Below are 24,561 nucleotides of genomic sequence, written 5' to 3'. Positions count from 1 at the left end.
AGCAATTTAGAATAATATTTTTGTTTTTTTATTGTTAGTTTAAGAGGAAAACGTTTTCTTTATGAGTATATAAGAATATAAATGAGAAAGTATTTATTTATAGTAGTCTGCTTTTTTTTGACTAATGCTATTTTTAGCCAAGAACAATTAATGGATAGTATTATATTAAAGAACTATTCAACTTTTAATATAGAAGCTGAGAAAGAGTCTTTTAAAGGACAAGGTTGGCATGCTTTAGTAACGGAAATGAGCAAAGCTAATTCTGTATTGATTGGGGAAACTCACTTTACAAATGAGGTACCTTATTTTGTCAATGCTGTAATTGATGCAGTTAAATTTGATATCTACTTTCAGGAGATAGATCCTTATTCAAATGGTATTATCGAAAATAAGATTAAGACATTATCTCAAAAGAAACTTGAGCAATTTATTAAGGAGTACAGTTCTACTTTTTCATTTTTAGAGAGAAAAAAGGACTTCTATCTCTATAAAAAAATTGTTGAAAAAGGGATAAGAACATATGGTTTAGAACAAGTTTATTTAGATGCTGATAGGTTGATTATCTCTTATTTAAAAGAGCAGACAAAGAATAAAGAGACTGCTAAAGTTCTTTCTCACATGTTAGATACATCAAATAAATTAGCTTTAGAAGAGGATACCTATCTATTTTCAGAAGATTTTATAGAAAAGAGTAATCTATTACTTAATACTAAACTATCTTCAAAGGAGCAAGAGCACCTAGAAGCAATAAAGTTAAGTAGAGAGATTTATTTAGGAGGTAAACATCACTTAAGAATACAAGTAATGAAGCATCAATTACTAGAAGCACTTCCACATTGGTCAAGTAAGAAAAACCTTTTTAAGTTTGGAGCAGTTCATACCCCTAAAGGAGAAAGTTTAATGGAGATATATGATATAGGTAATCTAGTATTTAATATAGAAGACGCTAACTTTAGAACATCTCTACACATAATACTGATAGGAAAGACTGCAGCTGAAACTATGGATGATCTTAAATTATACAGTTCTTTCTTAGGTGTTGTGACTACTAATGATTGGTATTGTTTTGATCTTAAGCCTTTGCAAAAAGCAATTTCTCAAGGCAAACTAAAAATAGGAGATCAGACTTTACTAAGAATTGTAAAAGGGAATGATTTTTTAATCTATATTCCTGAGTTGACGGAGAGTGAAAAATTCTTATAAATTACTTTGATATAAAAGAAGAAATTAAAGGTCTAAAAATATAGTATCTTTGATGTAATAATAAGATTTAGTTATGCATTATCGAGAGATCCTCCCAATATTGCCCTTACGAGATTATGTCCGTTATTTTTGGGTATTAGAAAACTCAAATGATAAGGCAGAAAAACAAACTTTTAAGATACTTCCTGATGGTATACCCACTTTAATCTATCAAGATAGGCCTAACTTATTTTTAGATCAATATCATCAAGTAGCTCCACAACTCTATGTCTATGGACAGTTTAGTCAGTTTACAGATCAGAGTGTAGAGGGGAGTTTTAGGATAATCGGAGCATATCTAGAACCTACAGCTTTAAAGGCGTTATTTAAATATGATGCTATTGAATTTAGTAATAAAAATATAGCCTTAGAAGACATTGTCCCTAATACGCTTTTAGAACAACTAGTACACACGGATACTATTGAGGAGAAAATAGGTTTATTATCTTCTTTTCTTCTAGAGCAGATTCAGTATAATAGATTTGAGAATAAAAAGATAGATTATATCTCTCTATTATTACAAAAGGGAAAGTCATTAAAAGAAATACAAGATGAAATAAATATTTCTGAGAGAACATTAGAACGGCTTGTAAAACAATATATAGGAATGTCTCCTAAGTTGTTTTCAAGAATTATGCGATTTCAGTCTAGCCTTGATTTGTTAAGAGAGAGTAAGTTTAAGAACTTAACGACACTTTCTTATCAGAGTGATTATTATGATCAATCTCATTATATAAGGGAGTTTAAAGAGTTTACAGGGGTTAGCCCAAAGGAATTTATAAAATCCTCTGATGAACAATTGATTAACTTCCCTCTATTTAAATCAGAGGAATAAACTTGTATTCGTCTAAGTATTAGATATGGAGGAGTATCTTATAATAATCCATTAAATTCTGTTTAATATCCATTTTATAATTGGTTAAAAATACAGTCCTTTACTTTTACATAATTCCAATTTTTAAAACTACCTAGAGATATAAATTGAAGTAATTTATAGTGAATATTCACAGCGTCATTTATAAGAATGGCACCTTATAATTGACCTATAAAGATATACCTATCTTACTTCTAAAGTTAATTTCTGTTTTTCCGAAAAAAGACTTTTTATATTATCTTTAGAGGAGTTCACTTGGAATAATTTATTTAAAAGAAAACATGATGAATAAAATAAAACTTAATGATGGGAATCTAATTCCGTCAATCGGATTTGGAACTTACAAAGCAACTAAAACAGAAGGGGTTTTAGCAGTAAAAAATGCTTTAGATAAAGGATATCGCTTACTAGATACAGCTGCTATATATCAGAATGAAGAAGAAGTAGGGCAAGGTATAAAAGAGAGTGGTGTTCCTAGAGAAGATATCTTTGTGACTACAAAAGTATGGAGAGAGAATATGGGATATGAAGAGACTAAAAAGGCACTTGATATTTCGTTAGAGAAACTAGGTCTTGATTATATCGATCTTTATTTAATTCACTGGCCAGCTAATTATAAAAACTTCGGTGATGATTGGAAAAAAGTGAATGCAGATACTTGGCGTGCTATGGAAGAATTACAAGCTGCAGGTAAAATAAAATCAATAGGAGTAAGTAACTTTTGGGAAGAGCACTTAGAGGCTTTATTAGAAACGGCTAAAGTTATCCCTGCTATTAATCAGTTAGAATTTCATCTAGGGTATTGGCAGCCAGAATTAAAAGCATATTGCGAAAAGAAAAATATTGTCATAGAAGCCTGGTCACCATTAGCTAGAGGTAAAGTGTTTAATAATGAGGTGTTAATCAGTATTGCAAAGAAACATAATAAGTCAATCTCTCAGGTATGTTTAAGATGGTGTTTACAACATAATACAATAGCAATACCGAAGTCTAATACTCTAGAAAGAATTATTGATAATATGAATATTTTTGATTTTGAGTTAAGTGATCAAGATATGGATCAAATAAATAATTTACCTAAAATGGGATTCAGTGGTGAAGTGCCTAATGAATGGCCTGACTATGTAGTTTAATATCAAAACGAATCAAGTATTTTAAACCCAGATTAAGCATTAGCCAAATACTGCAAAGCAATTCTACTTCATATCTCTTTCATTTGTTCTAAAACCATACTACTGTATGCTTTTTTCTTAAATTCAGAGCTATTTTGTATAATTACTTTTCGTTTATATGTCTATCGCTTAATCTGGGTTAAACAAAGCCTATAGGCACAGAGTGTGTTTATAGGCTTTGTTCGTTCTATATGAAGGGGAAAGGAGTGATTATTTGTTAGTTAATAAAAAATAAATCGTATTATAGTGCTTTAAAATATAAGTACCTAATCCTTCTTAATATGAACTATAAATTAATTATTCCATTATCGTTTTTGTTTATTTCTTTTACAGGAATGGCAAATGATGTATATAAAGATAGAAATGGGAAATACTATAATATTCAACAATTATCACAAGAAAAGGGAGTAGATAAATCTTTTAAAGAACTATGTCTGATCATAGATCAATATGCTGAGAGCACTCTTCAGAAAGGTAATGTCAACTCATTAGCGATTGCCATTTATAGAGATGGAGAGGTTTATCAGCAGTATTATGGAGAATTAGATAAAGAGTCCAAACAACGACCTAGTGATAATACACTCTATGAGATTGCTTCTATTTCTAAAGTTTTTGCAGGCTCTTTAGTCGCTAAAGCGGTTCTAGAGCAAAAGATTACACTAAATGATGATATCAGAACTTATTTAAAAGGAGATTATCCAAATTTGCAGTTTGAAGGAACTCCTATTACCATTCAGAATTTAGTAACACATACTTTGGGGCTTCAAGATAGAGCTCCTAAAGAGTTAGATGAAATATATAAGAAGACGAGAGAGGGATATTATGAAAATAGACCATTTAGTTATACGATGTCTGATCTATTAGAAGAATTAAAAACAGTCAAATTAGATAAGAAACCAGGTACATTCTACGACTATAACTCAGTAGGACCAGAATTAGTTACTTATATTTTAGAGCAGGTATATCACAAGCCTTATAAAGAGCTATTACAGGAGTTGCTGGATGAGCTTAACTTGAAGCAGACTTCTTTAAATGAGTATGATAGGTATAAGAAACAATTAGCCATAAGTTATAACGAAAATGGGGAAGTAGCTCCTTTACTAAGAAATCCTCTATTAGGTGGATCATATGGTATGATAAGTAGTTTACCTGACTTAACTAAGTTTATGAAGTTTCAGTTACAAAGCAATCAACCTTTTATAAAGGAAGCCTCTCGATTATTATTTAAAGAAGAAGAAGACGGTGATGATAAAGGATATTTCTGGGATGTGGGATACGGTCTGAAGGAAGGTGCTTATTATGGAAAGACAGGAACGTCAATAGGGGTACAAAGTGGTATTCTTGTTTGTCCAGATTCACGTTATGGAATGATAATAATGATGAATAATACTTCGGATGCTGCACAAGATGATTGGTTAGAATTGTATAATAAAATAGAAACAGCATTAATTACTTATCCTAAGATAAACCTAGTATCCCTGCTAGAAAAAGAGTTTAAAAATAACTTTAGTTTAGCTTTAGAGAAGTATAAAACGTTAAAAGCAGATAAAGAACATTATCTCTCAGGGTCATTCTATTTAAATAATTTAGGATATAACTTTCTGAAGAGAAAAGAGATTGATAAGGCAATAAAGGTATTTGAATTAGCGATTCAGTATGATACTAATAATGCTAATTTATACGATAGCTTAGGAGAAGCTTACTTTCTAATGAAGGATTATAAAATGTCTTTATTGAGTTACCAGAAATCGCTAGAGCTAGATGCTGAGAATAAGAATGCACAAGAAATGCTAATTAAAATACAATTACTTAAATAAACCACTATGGACTGAAAGTCCATAGTTTGTTAAAGCAGACTAAAGTCTGCCTGGGTGGAGCTACTTACTCAAGTATAAAGTTACCTCCGTTATCATTTGATTTACGATGGTGTTCAAGATATTGATTTAGCATTTCATCAGTAATATTTCCTGTACTCCAACAACCAAAGTCTATTGCCCAAAAGTGACGTCCCCAGTATCTGTGCTTCAACTCAGGAAATTCTATTTGTAATTTCCTTGAGGTACGACCCTTGAAGAGTTTGACAATATTGCTTATGTTTTGAGATGGTCGATATTCTATATGAAGATGAACATGGTCCTTTGATACTACACCTTTTAAAATTTGAATATCTTCTGCTTCACAAATCTGAATGATCAGACTACGACAACGTATCTGAATATCTCCTTCCAATACTGGATAACGATATTTAGTCACCCATACTATATGGGCAGTTAAACGTGATACACTATGTCCTCCGGTTCGTTGATATTCCATATATCAAAGATAAACATTTTTAGAAGCTGAAAGCTAAATGCACTAAAGTGCATAGTTTTAACTACAGTCTGCAACCAATAAAAAGTATTCTTTACTAAAAAAGGCTATCATTATTCTGATAGCCTTTCCTATTTATTCTTTATTATCTACGAAGTCTTGTAAATAACTAAATCTATCTGTTAGTTTACCACCTTTAGTAATAGTAGCTCTTTCTAGTATTTTATCTTTATCTCCATTAAAGAAGGCAGGTAATACTTGTTCTACAAATACTTCACCAAATCCTTCACTAGCATCTTTGGGTAATTCACAAGGCAAATTATCAATAGCCATCACTGTTATTGCTGCAGGATGGTCAAATTCTACTTCTGTACCTTTCCCTGGATGATATCCATAGAATGGCTCTGCTATAGTAGATGCTTTCAATGTAGAGGCTATAGGGCCATGATCTACATCGCATGAGATATCACCAATTACTTTAATTTGATTAAAAGGAGAATTTAGCATCTCTTTTGTCAAGATAACAGGAGCTCCTTTTTTAAAGAAGTGCCCAGTCATCAGGATATCTGCTACACGAGTAAATCTATCGAAGTCACTAGTGTATAGTTCAGGATGGTCATAAAAATCTTGTTTGTTTCCTTCAGTCCCATCTATTCTTTTGTAATAGTCTTCAACACCTATCTGTGTGTATACAGGTCTATCATACTTTTGGGTTAAGAAGTGTTCTTTAGAAACCTTCTTCATTTTCATCCCGTCTAGTATTTCCATAATACCATGTGCTACCTTTCCAGTTCCAGTTACAACTATCTTAATAGGAGGGAAGTACTGTTTTTTTAATCGATAGATTAAATCTTCTTTGTGAAGTAAGGTTTCAGCCTTGGCTAATTCGAATAATTCATATTTTAACCCAAAGCCTCTTAGCGTATTGTATGCACCTACTATACCTGCATATCTACCAAAGCCAATAATTCTAGTGTTTTTTCCGTCTACAAATGTCTCGTGATCCATTAATGTAATGTTCTTTTCTAAACAAGCTTGTAAGAGCTTGCGATTATGTTCTTGTTTTTTTATTGTGTGCGAAAAAAAGACATAAGTTTTATTTGGTATAAGGTAATCAACAGGAATTTCTTTTACCCCAAGGAGAAGATCACAGTCTGTCATATCACTTGATAGTTCTAATCCTTCAGAAGCATAGTTTTCATCTTTAAAAATTCTAATGTCTGAATGTTCTATCTTAATAGACAGCTCGTTATATTTGTCTAAAGCTTTTTTTACCTGCTTAGGACAAAGCACAACTCTCCTATCAGGAGGCGATTTACGCTCCTTAATAATTCCTAATTTCATAATTTGTTTGTTTGTTTTTTGGTTGGTTTTTCAAATATAGAATTATTTCGGACTCACACAACTATTTTGAATCATAATTTTAGAATTATATACAGTTTTTAATAAGTATTGACGAATAAAATACAGTATGTGAATATTCTAAGAGGAAGAAATAGTATTTGTTTGATTTTTTAAAAATAAATTGTACTTTTGCATTTCATTGCTAACTAAGGCAATCATTGGGGTCGATCGGTATTGACAGCGAGTGGAATTAGTTAGTAAGCACGTCGAGCGTTGTTAGATTGCTCGTAAATATCATCTAACGAACTTTTTAAACGGCGAAAATAACTACGCTTTAGCTGCTTAATCTGAATTATAGTAAGATTGCCTTTAGTTTCCACCAGGTGGAAGAGCTGAATTCTCCTAAAGAGCCTTGGTTTATGGCGCTTTGTTAAGGGGAACCGTAAAGTAAACCTAGAGATGTCTATTGTTTCGCTAGCATTTCGAAATCTTAGGAACTAAGCTTTTGGTGGCTGTTTTTTGCCAAGCCAACGGTCGAAAATCTAATAAAAAACTAAGCGTGTAGAAAGCTTCCTGATTGCTTGTTTGGACCCGAGTTCGATTCTCGGCGACTCCACAGAAAAAAGCCTAACTATTTACTTTTAAATAGTTAGGCTTTTTTTGTATTCAATAGATACTAAAAACTGTATTTTAGATATTAGATTTATTTTAAATGTTTAACCAATTTTATTAAAAGATATCATATTTGAATTACTTATAAACTTAAAGAGTTTCGGATATAGAATGATGAATTGTTTAAACTAGTACCTAAAGATTATACAATACTATTTTATAAGATCAGAAATTAGATTGAACTTATTTTTTCTTACAGAGTTAGTATAATTTAAGCTCATTAAAAAGTATGTATGATTTAATGTTCAAGTTAAGTTTGTATCATTATTATGAATTATATTTTTTACAACTATCATACTTGATACATGATCTTTTTCAGATATGGATTATTTTTAGTTAATAGATGTTGTATATAGTCACTTTTAGTACATTCTATAACGTTTCAATTTATTAGGATCATCTGATTGTGTAGTTACAAGTAGATAGAGATATGTTAAAAAATTAAATTAACATTATTTACACTTTTATAGTTTTTTCCTTATTTCAATGTGGTTTTATTTTAAGGATTTATTCTATTAAATATATAATGTTTTTTTAATCTACTTTTTTAAGATATTTATAAGGAAAAATATGTGTATATAAAATATTTAATTCATTAAATGCGATTATTCTTAATGTTTTTTGTGTAAAATTCACATACTTTGTAGTGCTATTAAAAAGAGATTTTATGAAAAACGAACTTATATTTTTTAAGACTAGATTTAGTTTGATTTTTATAAATTTAGTTTATTCACTAGCTGCTTTATCTATTGGTTTATTTAAACTTATAAAACAAGACAGCAAGTTTAGTTTCTTACCTTTTATTTCTCTTTTCATTATACTAAATGTTTATGCTAAGAAAAATAAGAATGTGTTTGGACATGAAGTTAAAATGCTCTTAATATTAAATGCACTTGTTTGTTTTACTTTTTTTTTAAACTTTCAACCATGGTTAGAATTTACTGTTTTTATATTTTATACAGTAATCTTTAGTTTATTTGTTTTGATTAATAAAGCTAATATTCTCAATCTTTTTATTGGTTTTAGAGAGTTATTAAATGTTGTTTTCTTCTTGTTTACTCTTAAAGTAATTTTTTTAGTTTCTCAAGTCTTTATACTTAAATATTATATTGAAGACTTAGAAGTATTTGCTGCTAAATCATCAATTTTAATTGAGATTATAGCTTTTACAGTATTTATTATTAGCATTTTAATCTATTTTATTTCGTATAAAAAAGAAAATAATTCAACAAGAGTATTTTAATGTAGGTTATCTATTAAAAAATAAGATTAGTTACAATAATTTATTATATGTTTTATTTTATATTCCTTGTTATAGCTGTTGTTTATATTGTTTTGATAAAGAGAATTAAATTCTTTGTCCAATATGAAAAAAGATTAGTAGAAGTTAGCATTTTATTGTCTATTAACTTTTTGGTTGGGCTACTTTACAATTATCTTTCTACAGCTGAATTCTTTTGTATATCCATTTTATTAAATTTATTTAATGGACCTATTTTTTTCTATGTACTATTTGATAGATCAAAGTACTTGTTTTATTTACAATACATTGTCAGCTTATTATCATTTATCTATATTATTGGCTATTCCTATTATATAAGTGAAGAGATAGAACAGATAAAGATATTTAATTATTACAGTGCTATTGTTAGTGTTATTCTTGGAGTTTTATATGTTTTAGTATGTTACTATCTTCTTGTGCAGACTTCTGTACTTATAAGAAATGAGAGTATTATAGTTGTTTTTCTCATAGTTTTCTTTTTTGAATCTATTATGATGTTACCAGATTTTAAAGAAAGAGGTTTTGATGTAAACCCTTTGTTTATTTATCTAGGTTGTACTTTAATTCTTATTATTTCTAGTTGTATCTATTTAATAGGTAAACTATTAAATATAAAAGTAAAGAATACTAATAAACTACTAAGCTTACAGCCTTCTACTATAGACTTAAAGATTAGTGTAGTGGAAGTAGAATATGAATGTGTTGATATAGATGAGGAAAAAGAGGGAATTGTAGAAACTGTAAAAGAGGAAGATGTGACTGAAGAGAATAAAGAAGATGATTTTCAATATATAAGTTTAGTATTAAATGAAAAACTGATTGAAAATCGTTTATTTTTAGATCCTAATTTAAGTTTAAATAGGCTATCTAAGGTCACTAATATTCCTAAGACTAGACTATCTTCTTTTTTTAAAAGTAGTGAGGCCTCTAATTTTAATCAGTATATAAATCGTATTAGGATTGAATATGCTGTTATTACTTTACATGATTATAATCATGAGGAATTGAGTATAGAGAAATGGGCTTTGCTATCAGGTTTTAACTCAAGAGTAACATTTTATAGGTCTTTTGTAAATGTTTATGGTTTTCCTCCTTCAGAGTTATTGAAGAAATAAACTACAATTTAGAATAGTTTGAAGTTTAATCTTTGTTTTTTTGATAAAATAGTACTTGAATTTTGTTTCAAATTCTAATAAAATTGTTTCAAAATGAAATATTATTAAATAATAATTATTTTATATCGATTTAATAATACCTATTATGTCCTTTTTTACTTAGGTATTTTGTGCTATCGATTTTGTTTTACTTACATATCTTGATATACTCTAAGCCCTATTTTATCTGATTTCAACTAATTAATTTTATAATATTAATAAAGTATCATAAAAAAATAGGTGTGTTAAATATGCGATACAACTCTTTGTTAGTCACGTATTGCGATTATTATATACCGTATTTAACGTTGAGTAATAGTAGTTTTGACTATGTTTTTTTAAAAGGATATTTCATAAAGTATCTATAATCAATATTAAAATATATGAAAAAGAGATTACTCCCTGTTGCACTTTTATTGGGAACTTTTGCTATTAATGCCCAAGTAGGAATTGGTACAGCAACTCCTAATAAATCTGCAGAATTATTAATTGAATCAAAAGACCGTGGTTTATTAATTCCTAATGTTGCATTGGAAAGCACAAAGGATAAGGTTACAATTAGAAATGGCAATGTGCAAAGTTTATTAGTCTATGCGACAAAAAAACAAGGCGATATTACTCCAGGTTACTACTATTGGGATATAGATAAATGGTCACGCTTAACAGCTGATAAAGATATTCCACAAATTGTAGTAAACAATTTTGAAGAAATTGTAAATATGGATGGTGATAAGGTAAAAAATATCATCAAAAATATTATAAAAAACACTGAAGGTAATGTTATTTATGAAGGAGATAAGTTTTATACCTATGTAAAAGATGGAGACAAAATTATCAAACAAGAAATCAAAGAGAAATTAACTACAATAGTACATGACGAAAAAACTGGAGACTATATTTATTATAATGAAAATTCAGTAGATCGCAATGGAAATATTATTGGAGAAGGAGTTCGTATAAAAATAAAAGAAACAGTTATTAATAAGTTTGGTGATATTATTAATAATAAAACTGTTCAAGAACATATCACAAATTATTTAGATGGAACGTATGTAGGAGGAAATGTTTATTATGATGGTGATAAACTTACATATGTAACTAAAGAAGGAGAAAGGAAAGAAGTTTCTATTAAAGAAGTAATTACTGCAAATGAGAGTAAAACTGCGATTATTACTGTAGCTAATAAGCAGTATTATGTTTCAGAAGAATACTTGATTGCTAATAATGATATTATTCCTTCTAATGTTGATCCTTTAAATTTATCTAAAGGAATTTATGCTATTGATGTTGTTGGGGGCGTAATTAATAATTTTGAAGAGATAGTTACTAAAGGACCTATTACAGTAGATGGTCGTACCTTTAATACAATCAATGATTATATCAAGTATGTCACAGAGAGTAAAGGAGGGTTTACTAAGATTGTTTATGATCAAACAACAGGTGATGTTATTTTCCAAGAGTGGAATGAAGTAACTCAGAAGTTTGAGAATGTTGATAATTCAAAGTTCAGCACTATTGTTAAGGGAAATGAGACTATAACTACTTTAGTGGACAATCAAGATGGAACTTACACCTACACAAGTGAAGACGGAACCACTACACTTGTAGATATTCCATCAAGTGTTGTAAATCAATTTGAAACAATTGTAAAACAACCAGTAGAAGTAGATGGTCGTACCTTTAATACAATCAATGATTATATCAAGTATGTCACAGAGAGTAAAGGAGGGTTTACTAAGATTGTTTATGACCAAACAACAGGTGATGTTATTTTCCAAGAGTGGAATGAAGTAACTCAGAAGTTTGAGAATGTTGATAATTCAAAGTTCAGCACTATTGTTAAGGGAAATGAGACTATAACTACTTTAGTGGACAATCAAGATGGAACTTACACCTACACAAGTGAAGACGGAACCACTACACTTGTAGATATTCCATCAAGTGTTGTAAATCAATTTGAAACAATTGTAAAACAACCAGTAGAAGTAGATGGTCGTACCTTTAATACAATCAATGATTATATCAAGTATGTCACAGAGAGTAAAGGAGGGTTTACTAAGATTGTTTATGACCAAACAACAGGTGATGTTATTTTCCAAGAGTGGAATAAAGTAACTCAGAAGTTTGAGAATGTTGATAATTCAAAGTTCAGCACTATTGTTAAGGGAAATGAGACTATAACTACTTTAGTGGACAATCAAGATGGAACTTACACCTACACAAGTGAAGACGGAACCACTACACTTGTAGATATTCCATCAAGTGTTGTAAATCAATTTGAAACAATTGTAAAACAACCAGTAGAAGTAGATGGTCGTACCTTTAATACAATCAATGATTATATCAAGTATGTCACAGAGAGTAAAGGAGGGTTTACTAAGATTGTTTATGACCAAACAACAGGTGATGTTATTTTCCAAGAGTGGAATAAAGTAACTCAGAAGTTTGAGAATGTTGATAATTCAAAGTTCAGTACTATTGTTAAGGGGAATGAGACTATAACTTTATTAGTTCCAAATACCAATGGAACCTTTACTTATTATAACGAGAGTCAAATCGGTGCTGATGGTCAACCAAAATTAGGAGAGACAGGAGTAACAATTGATCCAAAAGAAGTATCTGTATCCTTAAATACAACTACAAATAAATATGAGTTTAAAAACTCACAAGGAGATGTTATAGGAGAGATTGATGCAAATGCAAATGCAATTGTTTATAATGATAATACTACAAATCTTGGAGTAACAAATGTTCAAGAAGCTATAGAGAAATTATTAGATAAAATTACAGAAGTAGCTGGTACCACAGGAGATTTGGTAGTGTCTGGTGGTTTAGAATTTTTGGCTAAAACCACTGGGATTAAGGCATTATTAGCTGATGTTACTATTCAAGTAGCAGACGAAGGAATAACTAATGAAAAATTAGGTAATAAAGCAGTTACATCAGATAAATTAAATGCAGGTACAGGAGAAAATAATCGTGTAGGTGTAGCAGATGATCAAGGGAATGTTATTTATAAAACATTAGATGAAGTAGTAAAAGGTAATGAGACTGTAACTCTATTGATTCCAAATACGAATGGGACCTTTACTTATTATAATGAGAGTCAAATCGGTGCTGATGGTCAACCAAAATTAGGAGAGACAGGAGTAACAATTGATCCAAAAGAAGTATCTGTATCTTTAAATACAACTACAAATAAATATGAGTTTAAAAACTCACAAGGAGATGTCATAGGAGAAATTGACACCAATGCTAAGGCTATTGCCTTTGATAACAGCACTAATGGTTTTACATCAACAAATGTACAAGAGGCATTAGAAGAGTTAAAAACTAAGTTAGACGGGACAAGTGATACATTAGTAAACAATAACGACGGTACCTATACGCATACTACAGTAGCAGGAGATGTTGTTGTCATTGATGCTAATACAACAAAAGTAGAAGTATTAGACGGAGTGTATACTTTTAAAAATGCTAAAGGAGATACAATCACAAGTATTGATACCAATGCAAAAGCAATTGCTTTTGACGATAGTAAATCTAAGTTAGGAGCAGATAATGTACAAGATGCAATTGATAATCTATTAAGTAAAGTAGGATCAGGTGCAGGTGTAACATTAGTTGATAATAATGATGGAACTATTACCTTAAAATCAGATGACAATACAGTATTAGGAACAGTTTCTAAAGGAAGCTTAACCAATAATAACGATGGTACTTATACTTATGACAATGGCGATGGCACACCAGTAACGTTTGACACCAATGCTAAGGCTATTGCTTTTGATAACAGTACTAACGGTTTTACATCAACAAATGTACAAGAGGCATTAGAAGAGTTAAAAACTAAGTTAGACAGGACAAGTGATACATTAGTAAACAATAACGACGGAACCTATACGCATACTACAGTAGCGGGAGATGTTGTTGTCATTGATGCTAATACAACAAAAGTAGAAGTATTAGACGGAGTATATACTTTTAAAAATGCTAAAGGCGATACAATCACTTCTATTGATACCAATGCAAAAGCAATTGCTTTTGACGATAGTAAATCTAAGTTAGGAGCAGATAATGTACAAGATGCAATTGATAATCTATTAAGTAAAGTAGGATCAGGTGCAGGTGTAACATTAGTTGATAATAATGATGGAACTATTACCTTAAAATCAGATGACAATACAGTATTAGGAACAGTTTCTAAAGGAAGCTTAACCAATAATAACGATGGTACTTATACTTATGACAATGGCGATGGCACACCAGTAACGTTTGACACCAATGCTAAGGCTATTGCTTTTGATAACAGTACTAACGGTTTTACATCAACAAATGTACAAGAGGCATTAGAAGAGTTAAAAACTAAGTTAGACGGGACAAGTGATACATTAGTAAACAATAACGACGGAACCTATACGCATACTACAGTAGCGGGAGATGTTGTTGTCATTGATGCTAATACAACAAAAGTAGAAGTATTAGACGGAGTATATACTTTTAAAAATGCTAAAGGCGATACAATCACAAGTATTGACACCAATGCTAAGGCTATTGTCTTTGATAACAGTAATAACGGTTTTACATCAACAAATGTACAAGAAGCATTAGAAGAGTTAAAAACTAAGTTAGACGGGACAAGTGATACATTAGTAAACAATAACGACGGTACCTATACGCATACTACAGTAGCAGGAGATGTTGTTATCATTGATGCTAATACAACAAAAGTAGAAGTATTAGACGGAGTGTATACTTTCAAAGATGGAAAAGGAGATACAATCACTTCTATTGATACCAATGCAAAAGCTATTGCCTTTGATGATAGTAAATCTAAGTTAGGAGCAGATAATGTACAAGATGCAATTGATAAGTTATTAAGTAAAGTAGGATCAGGTGCAGGTGTAACATTAGTTGATAATAATGATGGAACTATTACTTTAAAATCGGATGACAATACAGTATTAGGAACAGTTTCTAAAGGAAGCTTAACCAATAATAACGATGGTACTTATACTTATGACAATGGCGATGGCACACCAGTAACGTTTGACACCAATGCTAAGGCTATTGCCTTTGATAACAGCACTAATGGTTTTACATCAACAAATGTACAAGAGGCATTAGAAGAGTTAAAAACTAAGTTAGACGGGACAAGTGATACATTAGTAAACAATAACGACGGTACCTATACGCATACTACAGTAGCAGGAGATGTTGTTGTCATTGATGCTAATACAACAAAAGTAGAAGTATTAGACGGAGTGTATACTTTTAAAAATGCTAAAGGAGATACAATCACAAGTATTGATACTAATGCAAAAGCTATTGCTTTTGACAACAGCGCTAATGGTTTTACATCAACAAATGTACAAGAGGCATTAGAAGAGTTAAAAACTAAGTTAGACGGAACAAGTGATACATTAGTAAATAATAACGACGGTACCTATACCCATACTACAGTAGCAGGAGATGTTGTTATCATTGATGCTAATACAACAAAAGTAGAAGTATTAGACGGAGTGTATACTTTTAAAAATGCTAAAGGAGATACAATCACAAGTATTGATACCAATGCTAAGGCTATTGTCTTTGATAACAGTAATAACGGTTTTACATCAACAAATGTACAAGAGGCATTAGAAGAGTTAAAAACTACAGTAGATAATACAAAAGGTGATTTATCGTTAGCAGGAGGACTTGAGTTTGTAACAGGAGCAAATGGAACTGATAAGTTATTAGCTGATGCCGGTATCCAAATTGCAGATAAAGGAATTACGACTGACAAAATTAAACCAGGAACAGATGGACAAATTTTAGTAACAGAAGGAACAGGAGATACAGCTACAACTAAGTGGGTTAATAAAAAGTCTGCTACTTCTAATACCCTTGTAACTAGGGAAACAGCTATAGTAAGTTCTGTTAATGGAGAAGAGGCAGAGTTAATTTTAGAAGGAGATGCTGTACTAAAAGAAGGTAAAACAGTAGTACAAGCTATCCAAGGTACGCCAGTTAGTGATACTAAACCTTCTAATGCACAAACCTTAATTTATGACCAAACAACACAAGCTTGGATTCCAGGCACACCAGATGTAACAGTTGATAAGGTAGTTGATGCTAAAACATTAACAACAGATGGTGTAATTGTTATAGGTACTGATAGTAATGCAATAGCAACAACAGCTACTAAATCATTATTAACTGATGTCAAACTAAATATTGCTAATAATAAAATTACAACAGATCATATCCAAAACGGAACGATAAAACCAGAAGACATAGCTAATGCAGGTAATAATCAAGTATTGGTTACAGATAATACAGGAGTTCCTACTTGGAAAAACCAGACTGATGTAGGGGAGATAGTTACAGCTAATAATGGACTTACTAAAGCAGATACTAATATCCAATTAGGAGGTTTATTAACTAAAAAAACAGCTATTAATACTACTACTGATAATACGCTTGCTTTAACGGGGCTTGATAAGAAAAAAACGCAAGCAGTTAATGAAAGTGAAGGGGTTACTCAGCATTTATTAGCAGTAGATAAAAACGGAGACGTTATAAAAGCTTTAAAAGCAGCGATGCCTAAGTTCTTCTATATGCCTTCAGTAATGGTTCCTACAGCAGAGAGTCAAGCCCAACAAGAAGGCGTTACATATAATAATACAACTCGTACAGGTACAATAGATATGTATGCTATTTATAAGAAACAATTTGGAAGCCCTGTAATGAGTAGTACTGGAGCATCAGCTTTACCAGTTTTACCTGCATCAGAGCTAGGTTTTCATGTGACTTATGCAACAGAAGGAGTATTTACTATTGTAAGTATTAATGCAGAAGGATTAATGACATATAAAGTAAATGATACCGCTAATGTAAATATAGGAAGCTTTATAAACATTGTATTCTCTGTTAATGAAGATAATTAATTATGAAAAATAATATTTTATATATAATAATAGCTTTTGGCTTGTGCTTTGGAATCAAAGCACAAGCACAAAGTGCTATTTTCGAATACAATCAGAAACTTATTAAATTAACTGATTCACAAGCTAATGATCTTAATTACCTAGCTAATGGTGCACCAACCTCTATGTTTATAGCATTTGATAAGCAAGCTAAAATTCACCAAGGAAACTCTAAAGAGATAGTTGAAATGTCTATTGAAGACACTAGTGACTTTATTGGTTTAAGCAATGTTTATAAAGATAAATTAAAAGAGGTTATTTTAATAAATATTAAATGGGATGGAAAGCAGCAAATTGTTGTTCCCAAAGATTTAATTATTCAATTAGAAAGTCTTAAATACATCTACATTAGATCATATCGAGAATTAGATAAAGAGTTAATTCAAACAGAGTTTATTGATTTATTACAAAAGTTAAACGAAAAACAAGATGTTGAAATTCTGTATTCAACAATGGATCAACCAAGTTAATGGAAAAGCTATGAAAAAATATTCAAAAAAAATAAGTGCTTATCTATCAACTCTCTTATTATTAAGTTTTTTAGTACTAGGAAGTAACTTGGGGTATGCACAAGTTGTAAAAGATTTTAAACCACGTGAGTCACCGAAGGCTCCAATGCCTTATACTAATGTAAAGAATTATAATCTGCAAGGAGATTTTACCATGATTGGTAATACTAACCTTACTTTAAAAAATTATGCAAATAGTGGAAAGCAAGGGGGAAATAATAATGAGATGATCTATGTAGACATTGACAATGATCGAAATACGATAAATTCATCTTCTGCAGAACTAATTCTACCAGGTGGTGAATGTACTGAAATTATATATGCAGGCTTATATTGGACGGGACGTGCTCATGATATAGATGTTAGGAATACAAATAGTCCATTGACTTTCGACGGATTGGATAAACGTAAAGTTAAGTTAAAAGCTAAAAACCAATCATATATACAAATAACAGCAAAAGATACTGATATATATTACCCCTCTACATCAGAAGGAGCTATGTATGCGGCTTATGCTGATGTAACTGATTATGTTCGTGAACATGGGGCTTCAAATTATTTTGTGGCTGACATTGCCTTAAAAGAAGGGAAAGGAGGAGGAACTGGATTCTATGGAGGATGGGGAATGGTTGTTATTTATAAAAACACTTCGATGAAGTGGAGAGATATTACTGTTTTTGATGGTTATGGTTATATGGTTAAAAGAACAGGTGCAGCTATTTTACCAGTGAGTGGTTTTAGAGCTACCCAAAATGGAGATGTAAATGTAAAAATTGGAATGATGGCGGGTGAAGGAGATGAGGATATCTCTGGGGACTATTTTAAGATTCAAAAAAGAAATTCTAATAGCTATCAAGACTTAAGCCATGGAGGTAACTCTACTAATAACTTTTTTAATTCTTCAATTCATACAGGAGGAAACCCAAGAAATCCAAACTTAATCAATAATACAGGAATGGATATTTCTATGTTTGAGTTAAATAATACTAGTAATCAAATCATAGGAAATAATCAGTCATCAACTTCATTTTCATATGGATCAAATCAAGATACATACATCATATTTAATATAGTGTTTGCTGTAGATGCTTATGTTCCTGATGTAGTAGGAGAGAATAAAGCAACTAATTATGGAGGTGTAAAACCATTAAATAATGGAACAATCACTCCTGGGCAAGAGTTTGAATTTGAGCTAGATGTTTATAACAAAGGAACAGAAGCAGTTAATAATTCTAAAATTGAAATACCTGTACCTTTTAATCTACATTTCTTAGATGCGGAGATAGTGCCAGGTCTAGATGCATCAGGAAGTGTTACTTGGGTACCCCCTACTGGAGGTACAAATGATCCAAGTGTTACAGCAGGGGGTAAAATTGTTTGGGATATTGGAAATTTACCTTTAGATACAACAAAAGAAAAGCTGTTAGCGCAATTAAAATATAGATTTAGAGTATCTGATAATTGTGTATTGTTATCTACCAATGTGTGTGGATTAGATGTAAAGATCAATGGTAAAATATCAGGAGAAGGAGCTACATCAAAATCAAAGGTAAACTCAGACTTAGTGAGAGATTATGGAAACGGAGTTTGTGCAGGTCCTGTTTATGATGATTTTATTTCTAAGATAAGTGTTACAACAGACTTCTTGCAAAACTGTAACCCTCCTGTAGAAGATGGAATTATGCAATTTAAGGCTTTTTGTTCTGTACCAACAACAGGATTTGATAGAAGTGAAATTATAAATATATATCCTCCTGGAGCTAAGTTTTATAGTAAAGTACCGACAAGTTATACATCTAATGATGGTTTAGTAACTGGAGATTTTTCAGTTAACAGTGATGGCAGTAGAAAAATGTATTATGTGATGGTACCAGATATGGAGGATGGTTGTTATGCTAGGTTAGAAATCAGTATTGAAAAAGTAACTACTTCACCTATTGCTAAGAATACAGAGTTATGTTTTGGAGAGCCTTTAGTATTAGAAAATGAGTTATCTGCTACAGGAAAAGATAAAGGTTATGAATTGGTTTATTTTGATAGTAATCAAGTTGAATTATCAGATGTTCCTAGTCCAACTGCTGTAGGTACTTATAAATATTTTGTAGCAGAGGGAAAAGATGGATGTATAGGTCCTAAAAAAGAATTTACTATTGTGATTAATGCCTTGCCAGAGGTAAGTAAGGATATTGACAATATTGTGATTTGTGAAAACTTTGACTCTGCTAAAGTATCTATAACTACAAATGTTTCAAATTATAAATGGGAATACACTACAACTGGAACAACAAATTGGAAAGAATTAGATAATACTACTTTTTCAAATAGAATTATTCTTGAGGGAAAAACAATTAAAGTTAGTCATGCTAGTAAAGAATTAAATGGTTTACGCATTCGATTAAATGTAACTAACAATCAATGTTCAGACACATCAAATGAGTTTGAGATCAAAGTAAATGATTGTTCTGCTGTTACTAATCCGATGTTGTTAAATCAAGCAGTAGCTAATTAATTATAAAATAAAAACTATGAAATCAAGAAAATTATATAAATCAGTTGCTTTATTAGGTTTAGCATTGCCAGCTACAGTAGTAGCCCAGCAAGCTAAGAAAGACCAAGTAATGGTAAACCAAGGAAAGATTTCGATAGCCGAAGGAGGAGTCATGTCTACTATCTATGATTTTGACAATACAAAAGAAGGGTATGTAAAGAATGATGGAACGGTTTATTACTACAGCAACTTTAACAATGACAATATATATGATCACAGCACTAACGCCAAAGGTTCTAAAGCTGTGTTCACTCCTTTTGAAGAAGCAAAAGGAGCTCAACATATCACAGGAAGCCAACCTTCTAATTTCTTTAATGTAGTACTAGACAATTCAACTAAAGACATGGCCTTTGACCTAAAGAACGAGGCTAACGTAAGAGGTAGTGTAGACTTTAAAGATGGTATTATTAAGGTAGATTCACTAGCAGGGATGCTAACCTTCCACCAAGGAGCGAAAGCACTTCATCCAACAGATAAAAGCCATGCAGAAGGCTATGTAGAGAAGATAGGTAATGAGGAATTCCAATACCCTAAAGGAGATAAAGGACTATACCGTTATGCTAGAATCACTGCTCCTGAGCATGTAAAGGATGCGTATGAAGGGAAGTATAATTTAGACGATAAGAACTTCTTTAGAGCGCGTAGTGCAAAGTCAGGAGTGATTAATTTATTAGATGAGCGCGAGTACTGGACAGTAGATAAAGGAAGTGATAACAGCAAAGGAGATATCATGCTGACGTTAAGTTGGGATGAGCGTACTACACCAAAAGAGTTATTAGTGAACCCAGAGAAAGAATTACACATCGTACGATGGGATGCTAAGCAACAGCTTTGGGTAGACGAAGGAGGAGTAGTGGATCTAGAGAAAAAAGAGATCACTACACCTACTAGTGTTAAAGGGTACGGATTCTTTACATTAGCTACTGTGAACACAGATCTAATCTTAGACGGAAATATCGTTATTTATAACCTTGTTTCTCCTGATGGAGATGGTAAGAATGATTACTTTATTATAGATAATATCAACAGATTCCCTAATAATACAGTAGAGATTTATAACCGTTGGGGAGTTAAGGTATATGATACGAAGAGTTATGACAGTGCAGGTAATGTGTTTAGAGGATACTCTGATGGACGTGTTACTATAAATAAAGGGGAGAAATTACCTACAGGTACTTATTTCTACATCGTAAGTTATGAGTATAAAGACGCTAGTGGCTCTCGTATGATTAAGAAATCGGGTTATCTACATTTAGAAAGTAATAAGTAAAAAGAGTTATGAGTATTCAACAAAATATAAAGAAATTTGGAATCAGTCTATTGCTAATAGGCTGCTTCCAAACTATGCAAGCTCAGCAAGATCCACAGTATACCCAATATATGTATAATACTAATATGATCAACCCAGCTTATGCAGGAAGTCGTGGGACATTAAACGTGTTTGGGATGTATAGAACACAGTGGGTAGGGCTAGATGGAGCACCTAAGACAGCAAATGTGTCTGTGTCTACACCTCTTGGAGAAAGTGGATTAGGACTAGGAGTGAACTTTACCAATGATCGTCTAGGAGCGATGGATGAGAATAATATCTCTGTAGATTTAGCTTATGCTATTGACTTAAACGCTGATTATAAATTAGCATTCGGGTTAAAAGCGACTGCTAATCTATTAAGTGTTGATTATACAAAGCTTAACATACATAATCCTACTGATCCTGTAAGTCAAGAGAATATTAATAATAAGTTTAATCCTAATATTGGAGCAGGGGTTTATTTATACTCTGATAAAGCTTATGTAGGGTTATCAGTTCCGAACTTCTTAACTACGGATCGCTATGATGATAACGACATCACGACGATGCGTCAGAAGATGCACTTCTACTTAATGGGAGGATATGTATTCGATGTGAGTGAGAACTTGTTAATTAAGCCAGCAGCTTTAGTTAAGGCAGTAAGTGGAGCACCATTACAGGTTGATTTAACAGCTAACTTTTTATTCTATGATAAATTTACTTTAGGAGGAGCTTATCGTTGGGATGCTTCAGTGAGCGCCTTGGCAGGATTCCAAGTCAATGAAAATCTATTTGTAGGATATTCTTATGACTTTGAGACTACTGCTCTTCAACGTTATAACTCAGGATCACACGAAATCTTCTTAAGATTTGAACTATTTAATCGTCGTAGTACAATTAATGCACCGCGATTCTTCTAAGGAAAATTAGCTATAAAGAAAGAGAAACTATGAAAAAACAGCTATTAAAAATAAGCTTATTGACAATGTTGCTTTTCGTAGGTATTAGTACTTATGGACAGAAAGTAGCAGAGAAGAAAGCGAATAAGGAATATCAAACTCAGGCTTATGTAGATGCAATTAAGATTTATGAGCGCATCGCAAATAAGGGATATACTAATGCAGATATGCTAAAGAAGTTAGCCGATGCTTATTATTTTAATGGAAAGTTACCTGAGGCTAATAAGTGGTATGAAACACTATTTGATGGAGAGTATGGCGATAAAGGAAAAGAGCCAATTCCATCAGAATATTACTATCGTTATGCACAGACGCTTAAATCTGTTGAGAGTTATGACAAGTCTAAGCAAAAAATGGAGGAATTCTCTAAATTAGAGGCAAACGATTCTAGAGCACAACTTTTTCAAGAGAATAAGGATTACTTGCAAAAGATAGAAGACAAACAAGATTTGTATAATATAAAGGCTTTGAGTATTAATACAGAGTTTTCGGATTATGGAGCTGCTATATTAGGCAATGAATTAATTTTTACATCAGCTCGTAATCAAGAAGTAGATAAGGCTATTCATGAGTGGACTAATGAGAGTTTTACAGCCTTGTACAGTAGTACGATTAACGTTGATGGGACTTTCTCAGAGCCTAAGCAGTTCGCTAAAGAGATAAGTTCTAGAGTAAATGATGCAACAGCTGTCTTTACAAAGGATGGTAATACGATGTACTTTACTAGAAATAACTCTAGTGAAAAGGGAAAGAGAAGAAACAATAAGGACAAATCATCTTTATTAAAAATATATAAAGCCACTAAAGGCGCGGATGGCTTGTGGGGACAAGTATTGGAACTTCCGTTTAACTCGGATTATTTCAATACAGCCCATCCTAGTTTGACACCGGATGGTAAGTGGCTTTATTTTTCTTCAGACAGAAAAGGAACATTGGGGCAATCAGATATCTTTAGAGTAGCTATTTATCCTACAGGGGAGTATGGCAATGTAGAGAATATCGGTGCTAAAGTAAATACAGCAGGTAGAGAAACCTTTCCATTTATATCAGAGGACTACTTCTTGTTTTTTGCATCAGATGGTCATCCTGGATTAGGAGGATTAGATATGTTTGTAGCTAAGATTAATGTAGATGGAAGCATTGGTCAAGTTGCTAATATGGGAACGCCAATTAACAGTCCATCTGACGATTTCGGTTTGTATATAGACAGCAAATCTCACAAGGGATTTATAAGTTCTAATAGACCAGGGGCTAGTGGAGGAGATGATATCTATTTCTTTAAAGAAAAACCTTGTAAGCAAGCCCTTGAAGGAATAGTGTATGACAAGGTGACTAAAGAGCCATTAGTTAATGCTAGAGTGATTTTATCAGATGCTCTTTATCAGCAGACAGATACGATAATCACAGATGCAAAAGGATATTATCTGTCTAATTTATTAGATTGTGGAGGGAAATACCGTATTAAAGCTGAGAAAGAGGAGTATAATACAGTTGAAGTTGTATTTATCGTAGAACGTCAACAAGGAGTAAAACGAGTAGATATCGGACTAGAGAAGACTTTAGAACCAGTGACAGTAAACGATGACTTATTTAAGAAGCTTAAGCTAAATCCTATTTACTTCGACTTTGACAAATCTAATATTCGCCCAGATGCAGCGGCAGAGCTAATCAAAGTAGTAGAGGTATTAAAAGAATACCCAACGATGAAGATAGATGTTCGCTCACATACTGACAGTAGAGGAAATGATGACTACAACCTTAAGTTATCAGATCGCAGAGCTAAGTCTACAGTAGAGTGGATGGTGAATCAAGGCATTGAGAGAAGTAGAATTACAGGAGAAGGATATGGAGAGACACAGCTACAGAATAAGTGTAGCAATGGAGTGCCATGTTCTGTAGAGGAACATCAGTTAAATAGACGTAGCGAGTTTATAATTATCGAACTCTAGACTTTTTAAAATATCAATTTTTGAATACGTAGTTTAATAAAACAACAAATCAATTTTTTTTTTCGACCGATCCCCACTGTTGGATCTAAAACAACAGTATTAGCCTAAGAAGCTCCCTGTGAAGGGAGCTTTTTTATTTAATAAACTATTATCAAAAAATTAAAATACATCAAGTGTATATTATGGTTATAATGATTAAGGAAAAATAATATACATCTAAAGAATTAGGAAATAAACTTTAGGACATGAAATAGAACATGTTTTTGTTAGTATATCTGTGAAGA

General features: G+C 31.7%; 14 protein-coding genes and 1 other RNA gene. 13 read left to right on the top strand and 2 right to left on the bottom strand.

What is annotated here, in order from left to right; genetic code table 11:
• Positions 1 to 81: 81 nt before the first annotated feature.
• The 4 genes from BK054_RS14335 (at position 82) to BK054_RS14320 (ending at position 5,105) form a co-directional block, all read left to right on the top strand.
• Positions 82 to 1,203 carry a hypothetical protein gene (locus BK054_RS14335; RefSeq protein ID WP_006263631.1) on the top strand — a complete coding sequence of 374 codons (1,122 nt, stop codon included), beginning with the start codon at positions 82 to 84 and terminating at the stop codon, positions 1,201 to 1,203.
• Between the two features lie 73 nt (positions 1,204 to 1,276).
• Complete coding sequence (locus BK054_RS14330) at positions 1,277 to 2,077, top strand: helix-turn-helix domain-containing protein (protein ID WP_006265348.1); 801 nt, start codon at positions 1,277 to 1,279, stop codon at positions 2,075 to 2,077.
• 323 nt (positions 2,078 to 2,400) lie between these two features.
• Positions 2,401 to 3,249, top strand: a complete 849-nt coding sequence (locus BK054_RS14325) for an aldo/keto reductase (RefSeq protein WP_036497016.1) — start codon at positions 2,401 to 2,403, stop codon at positions 3,247 to 3,249.
• Between the two features lie 320 nt (positions 3,250 to 3,569).
• Complete coding sequence (locus BK054_RS14320) at positions 3,570 to 5,105, top strand: serine hydrolase domain-containing protein (protein WP_006265346.1); 1,536 nt, start codon at positions 3,570 to 3,572, stop codon at positions 5,103 to 5,105.
• 64 nt (positions 5,106 to 5,169) lie between these two features.
• Here the strand turns inward: BK054_RS14320 and tnpA are convergent, their stop codons facing one another.
• Complete coding sequence (gene tnpA, locus BK054_RS14315) at positions 5,170 to 5,601, bottom strand: IS200/IS605 family transposase (protein WP_006265345.1); 432 nt, start codon at positions 5,599 to 5,601, stop codon at positions 5,170 to 5,172.
• Positions 5,602 to 5,733: 132 nt separating this feature from the next.
• Positions 5,734 to 6,942, bottom strand: coding sequence for an NAD(P)-dependent oxidoreductase (locus tag BK054_RS14310; protein WP_006260370.1), 1,209 nt, complete (start codon positions 6,940 to 6,942; stop codon positions 5,734 to 5,736).
• A gap of 220 nt (positions 6,943 to 7,162) precedes the next feature.
• On the opposite strand from BK054_RS14310, the gene ssrA reads away from it, so the two are divergent.
• From ssrA to BK054_RS14265, 9 genes are all read left to right on the top strand, one after another.
• Positions 7,163 to 7,561: a transfer-messenger RNA gene (gene ssrA, locus BK054_RS14305) on the top strand.
• A 720-nt stretch (positions 7,562 to 8,281) separates the two neighbouring features.
• Positions 8,282 to 8,857, top strand: coding sequence for a hypothetical protein (locus BK054_RS14300; RefSeq protein ID WP_006260367.1), 576 nt, complete (start codon positions 8,282 to 8,284; stop codon positions 8,855 to 8,857).
• A 47-nt stretch (positions 8,858 to 8,904) separates the two neighbouring features.
• Positions 8,905 to 10,011, top strand: a complete 1,107-nt coding sequence (locus BK054_RS14295; RefSeq protein WP_006265344.1) for a helix-turn-helix domain-containing protein — start codon at positions 8,905 to 8,907, stop codon at positions 10,009 to 10,011.
• Positions 10,012 to 10,433: 422 nt separating this feature from the next.
• Positions 10,434 to 16,982, top strand: coding sequence for a beta strand repeat-containing protein (locus BK054_RS14290; RefSeq protein WP_071307391.1), 6,549 nt, complete (start codon positions 10,434 to 10,436; stop codon positions 16,980 to 16,982).
• A 2-nt stretch (positions 16,983 to 16,984) separates the two neighbouring features.
• Entirely contained in the window at positions 16,985 to 17,491 is a 507-nt protein-coding gene (locus BK054_RS14285) for a hypothetical protein (RefSeq protein ID WP_006265340.1), read from the top strand.
• Positions 17,492 to 17,501: 10 nt separating this feature from the next.
• On the top strand, positions 17,502 to 20,039 hold the full coding sequence (locus BK054_RS14280; protein ID WP_232234285.1) for a hypothetical protein: 2,538 nt from the start codon (positions 17,502 to 17,504) through the stop codon (positions 20,037 to 20,039).
• Positions 20,040 to 20,055: 16 nt separating this feature from the next.
• A complete protein-coding gene (locus BK054_RS14275) occupies positions 20,056 to 21,348 on the top strand; it encodes a gliding motility-associated C-terminal domain-containing protein (protein WP_071307390.1) in 1,293 nt (430 codons plus the stop codon).
• 8 nt (positions 21,349 to 21,356) lie between these two features.
• Complete coding sequence (locus BK054_RS14270; protein WP_006258801.1) at positions 21,357 to 22,289, top strand: type IX secretion system membrane protein PorP/SprF; 933 nt, start codon at positions 21,357 to 21,359, stop codon at positions 22,287 to 22,289.
• Positions 22,290 to 22,318: 29 nt separating this feature from the next.
• Positions 22,319 to 24,277: an OmpA family protein gene (locus tag BK054_RS14265; RefSeq protein ID WP_006258802.1), complete on the top strand. Its 1,959-nt coding sequence runs from the start codon at positions 22,319 to 22,321 to the stop codon at positions 24,275 to 24,277.
• The last annotated feature ends 284 nt before the right edge of the window (positions 24,278 to 24,561 follow it).

The sequence above is a fragment of the Myroides sp. ZB35 genome (assembly GCF_001865835.1).
GTDB lineage: Bacteria > Bacteroidota > Bacteroidia > Flavobacteriales > Flavobacteriaceae > Flavobacterium > Flavobacterium odoratimimum.
This window is presented reverse-complemented; position numbering and strand designations above follow the sequence as displayed.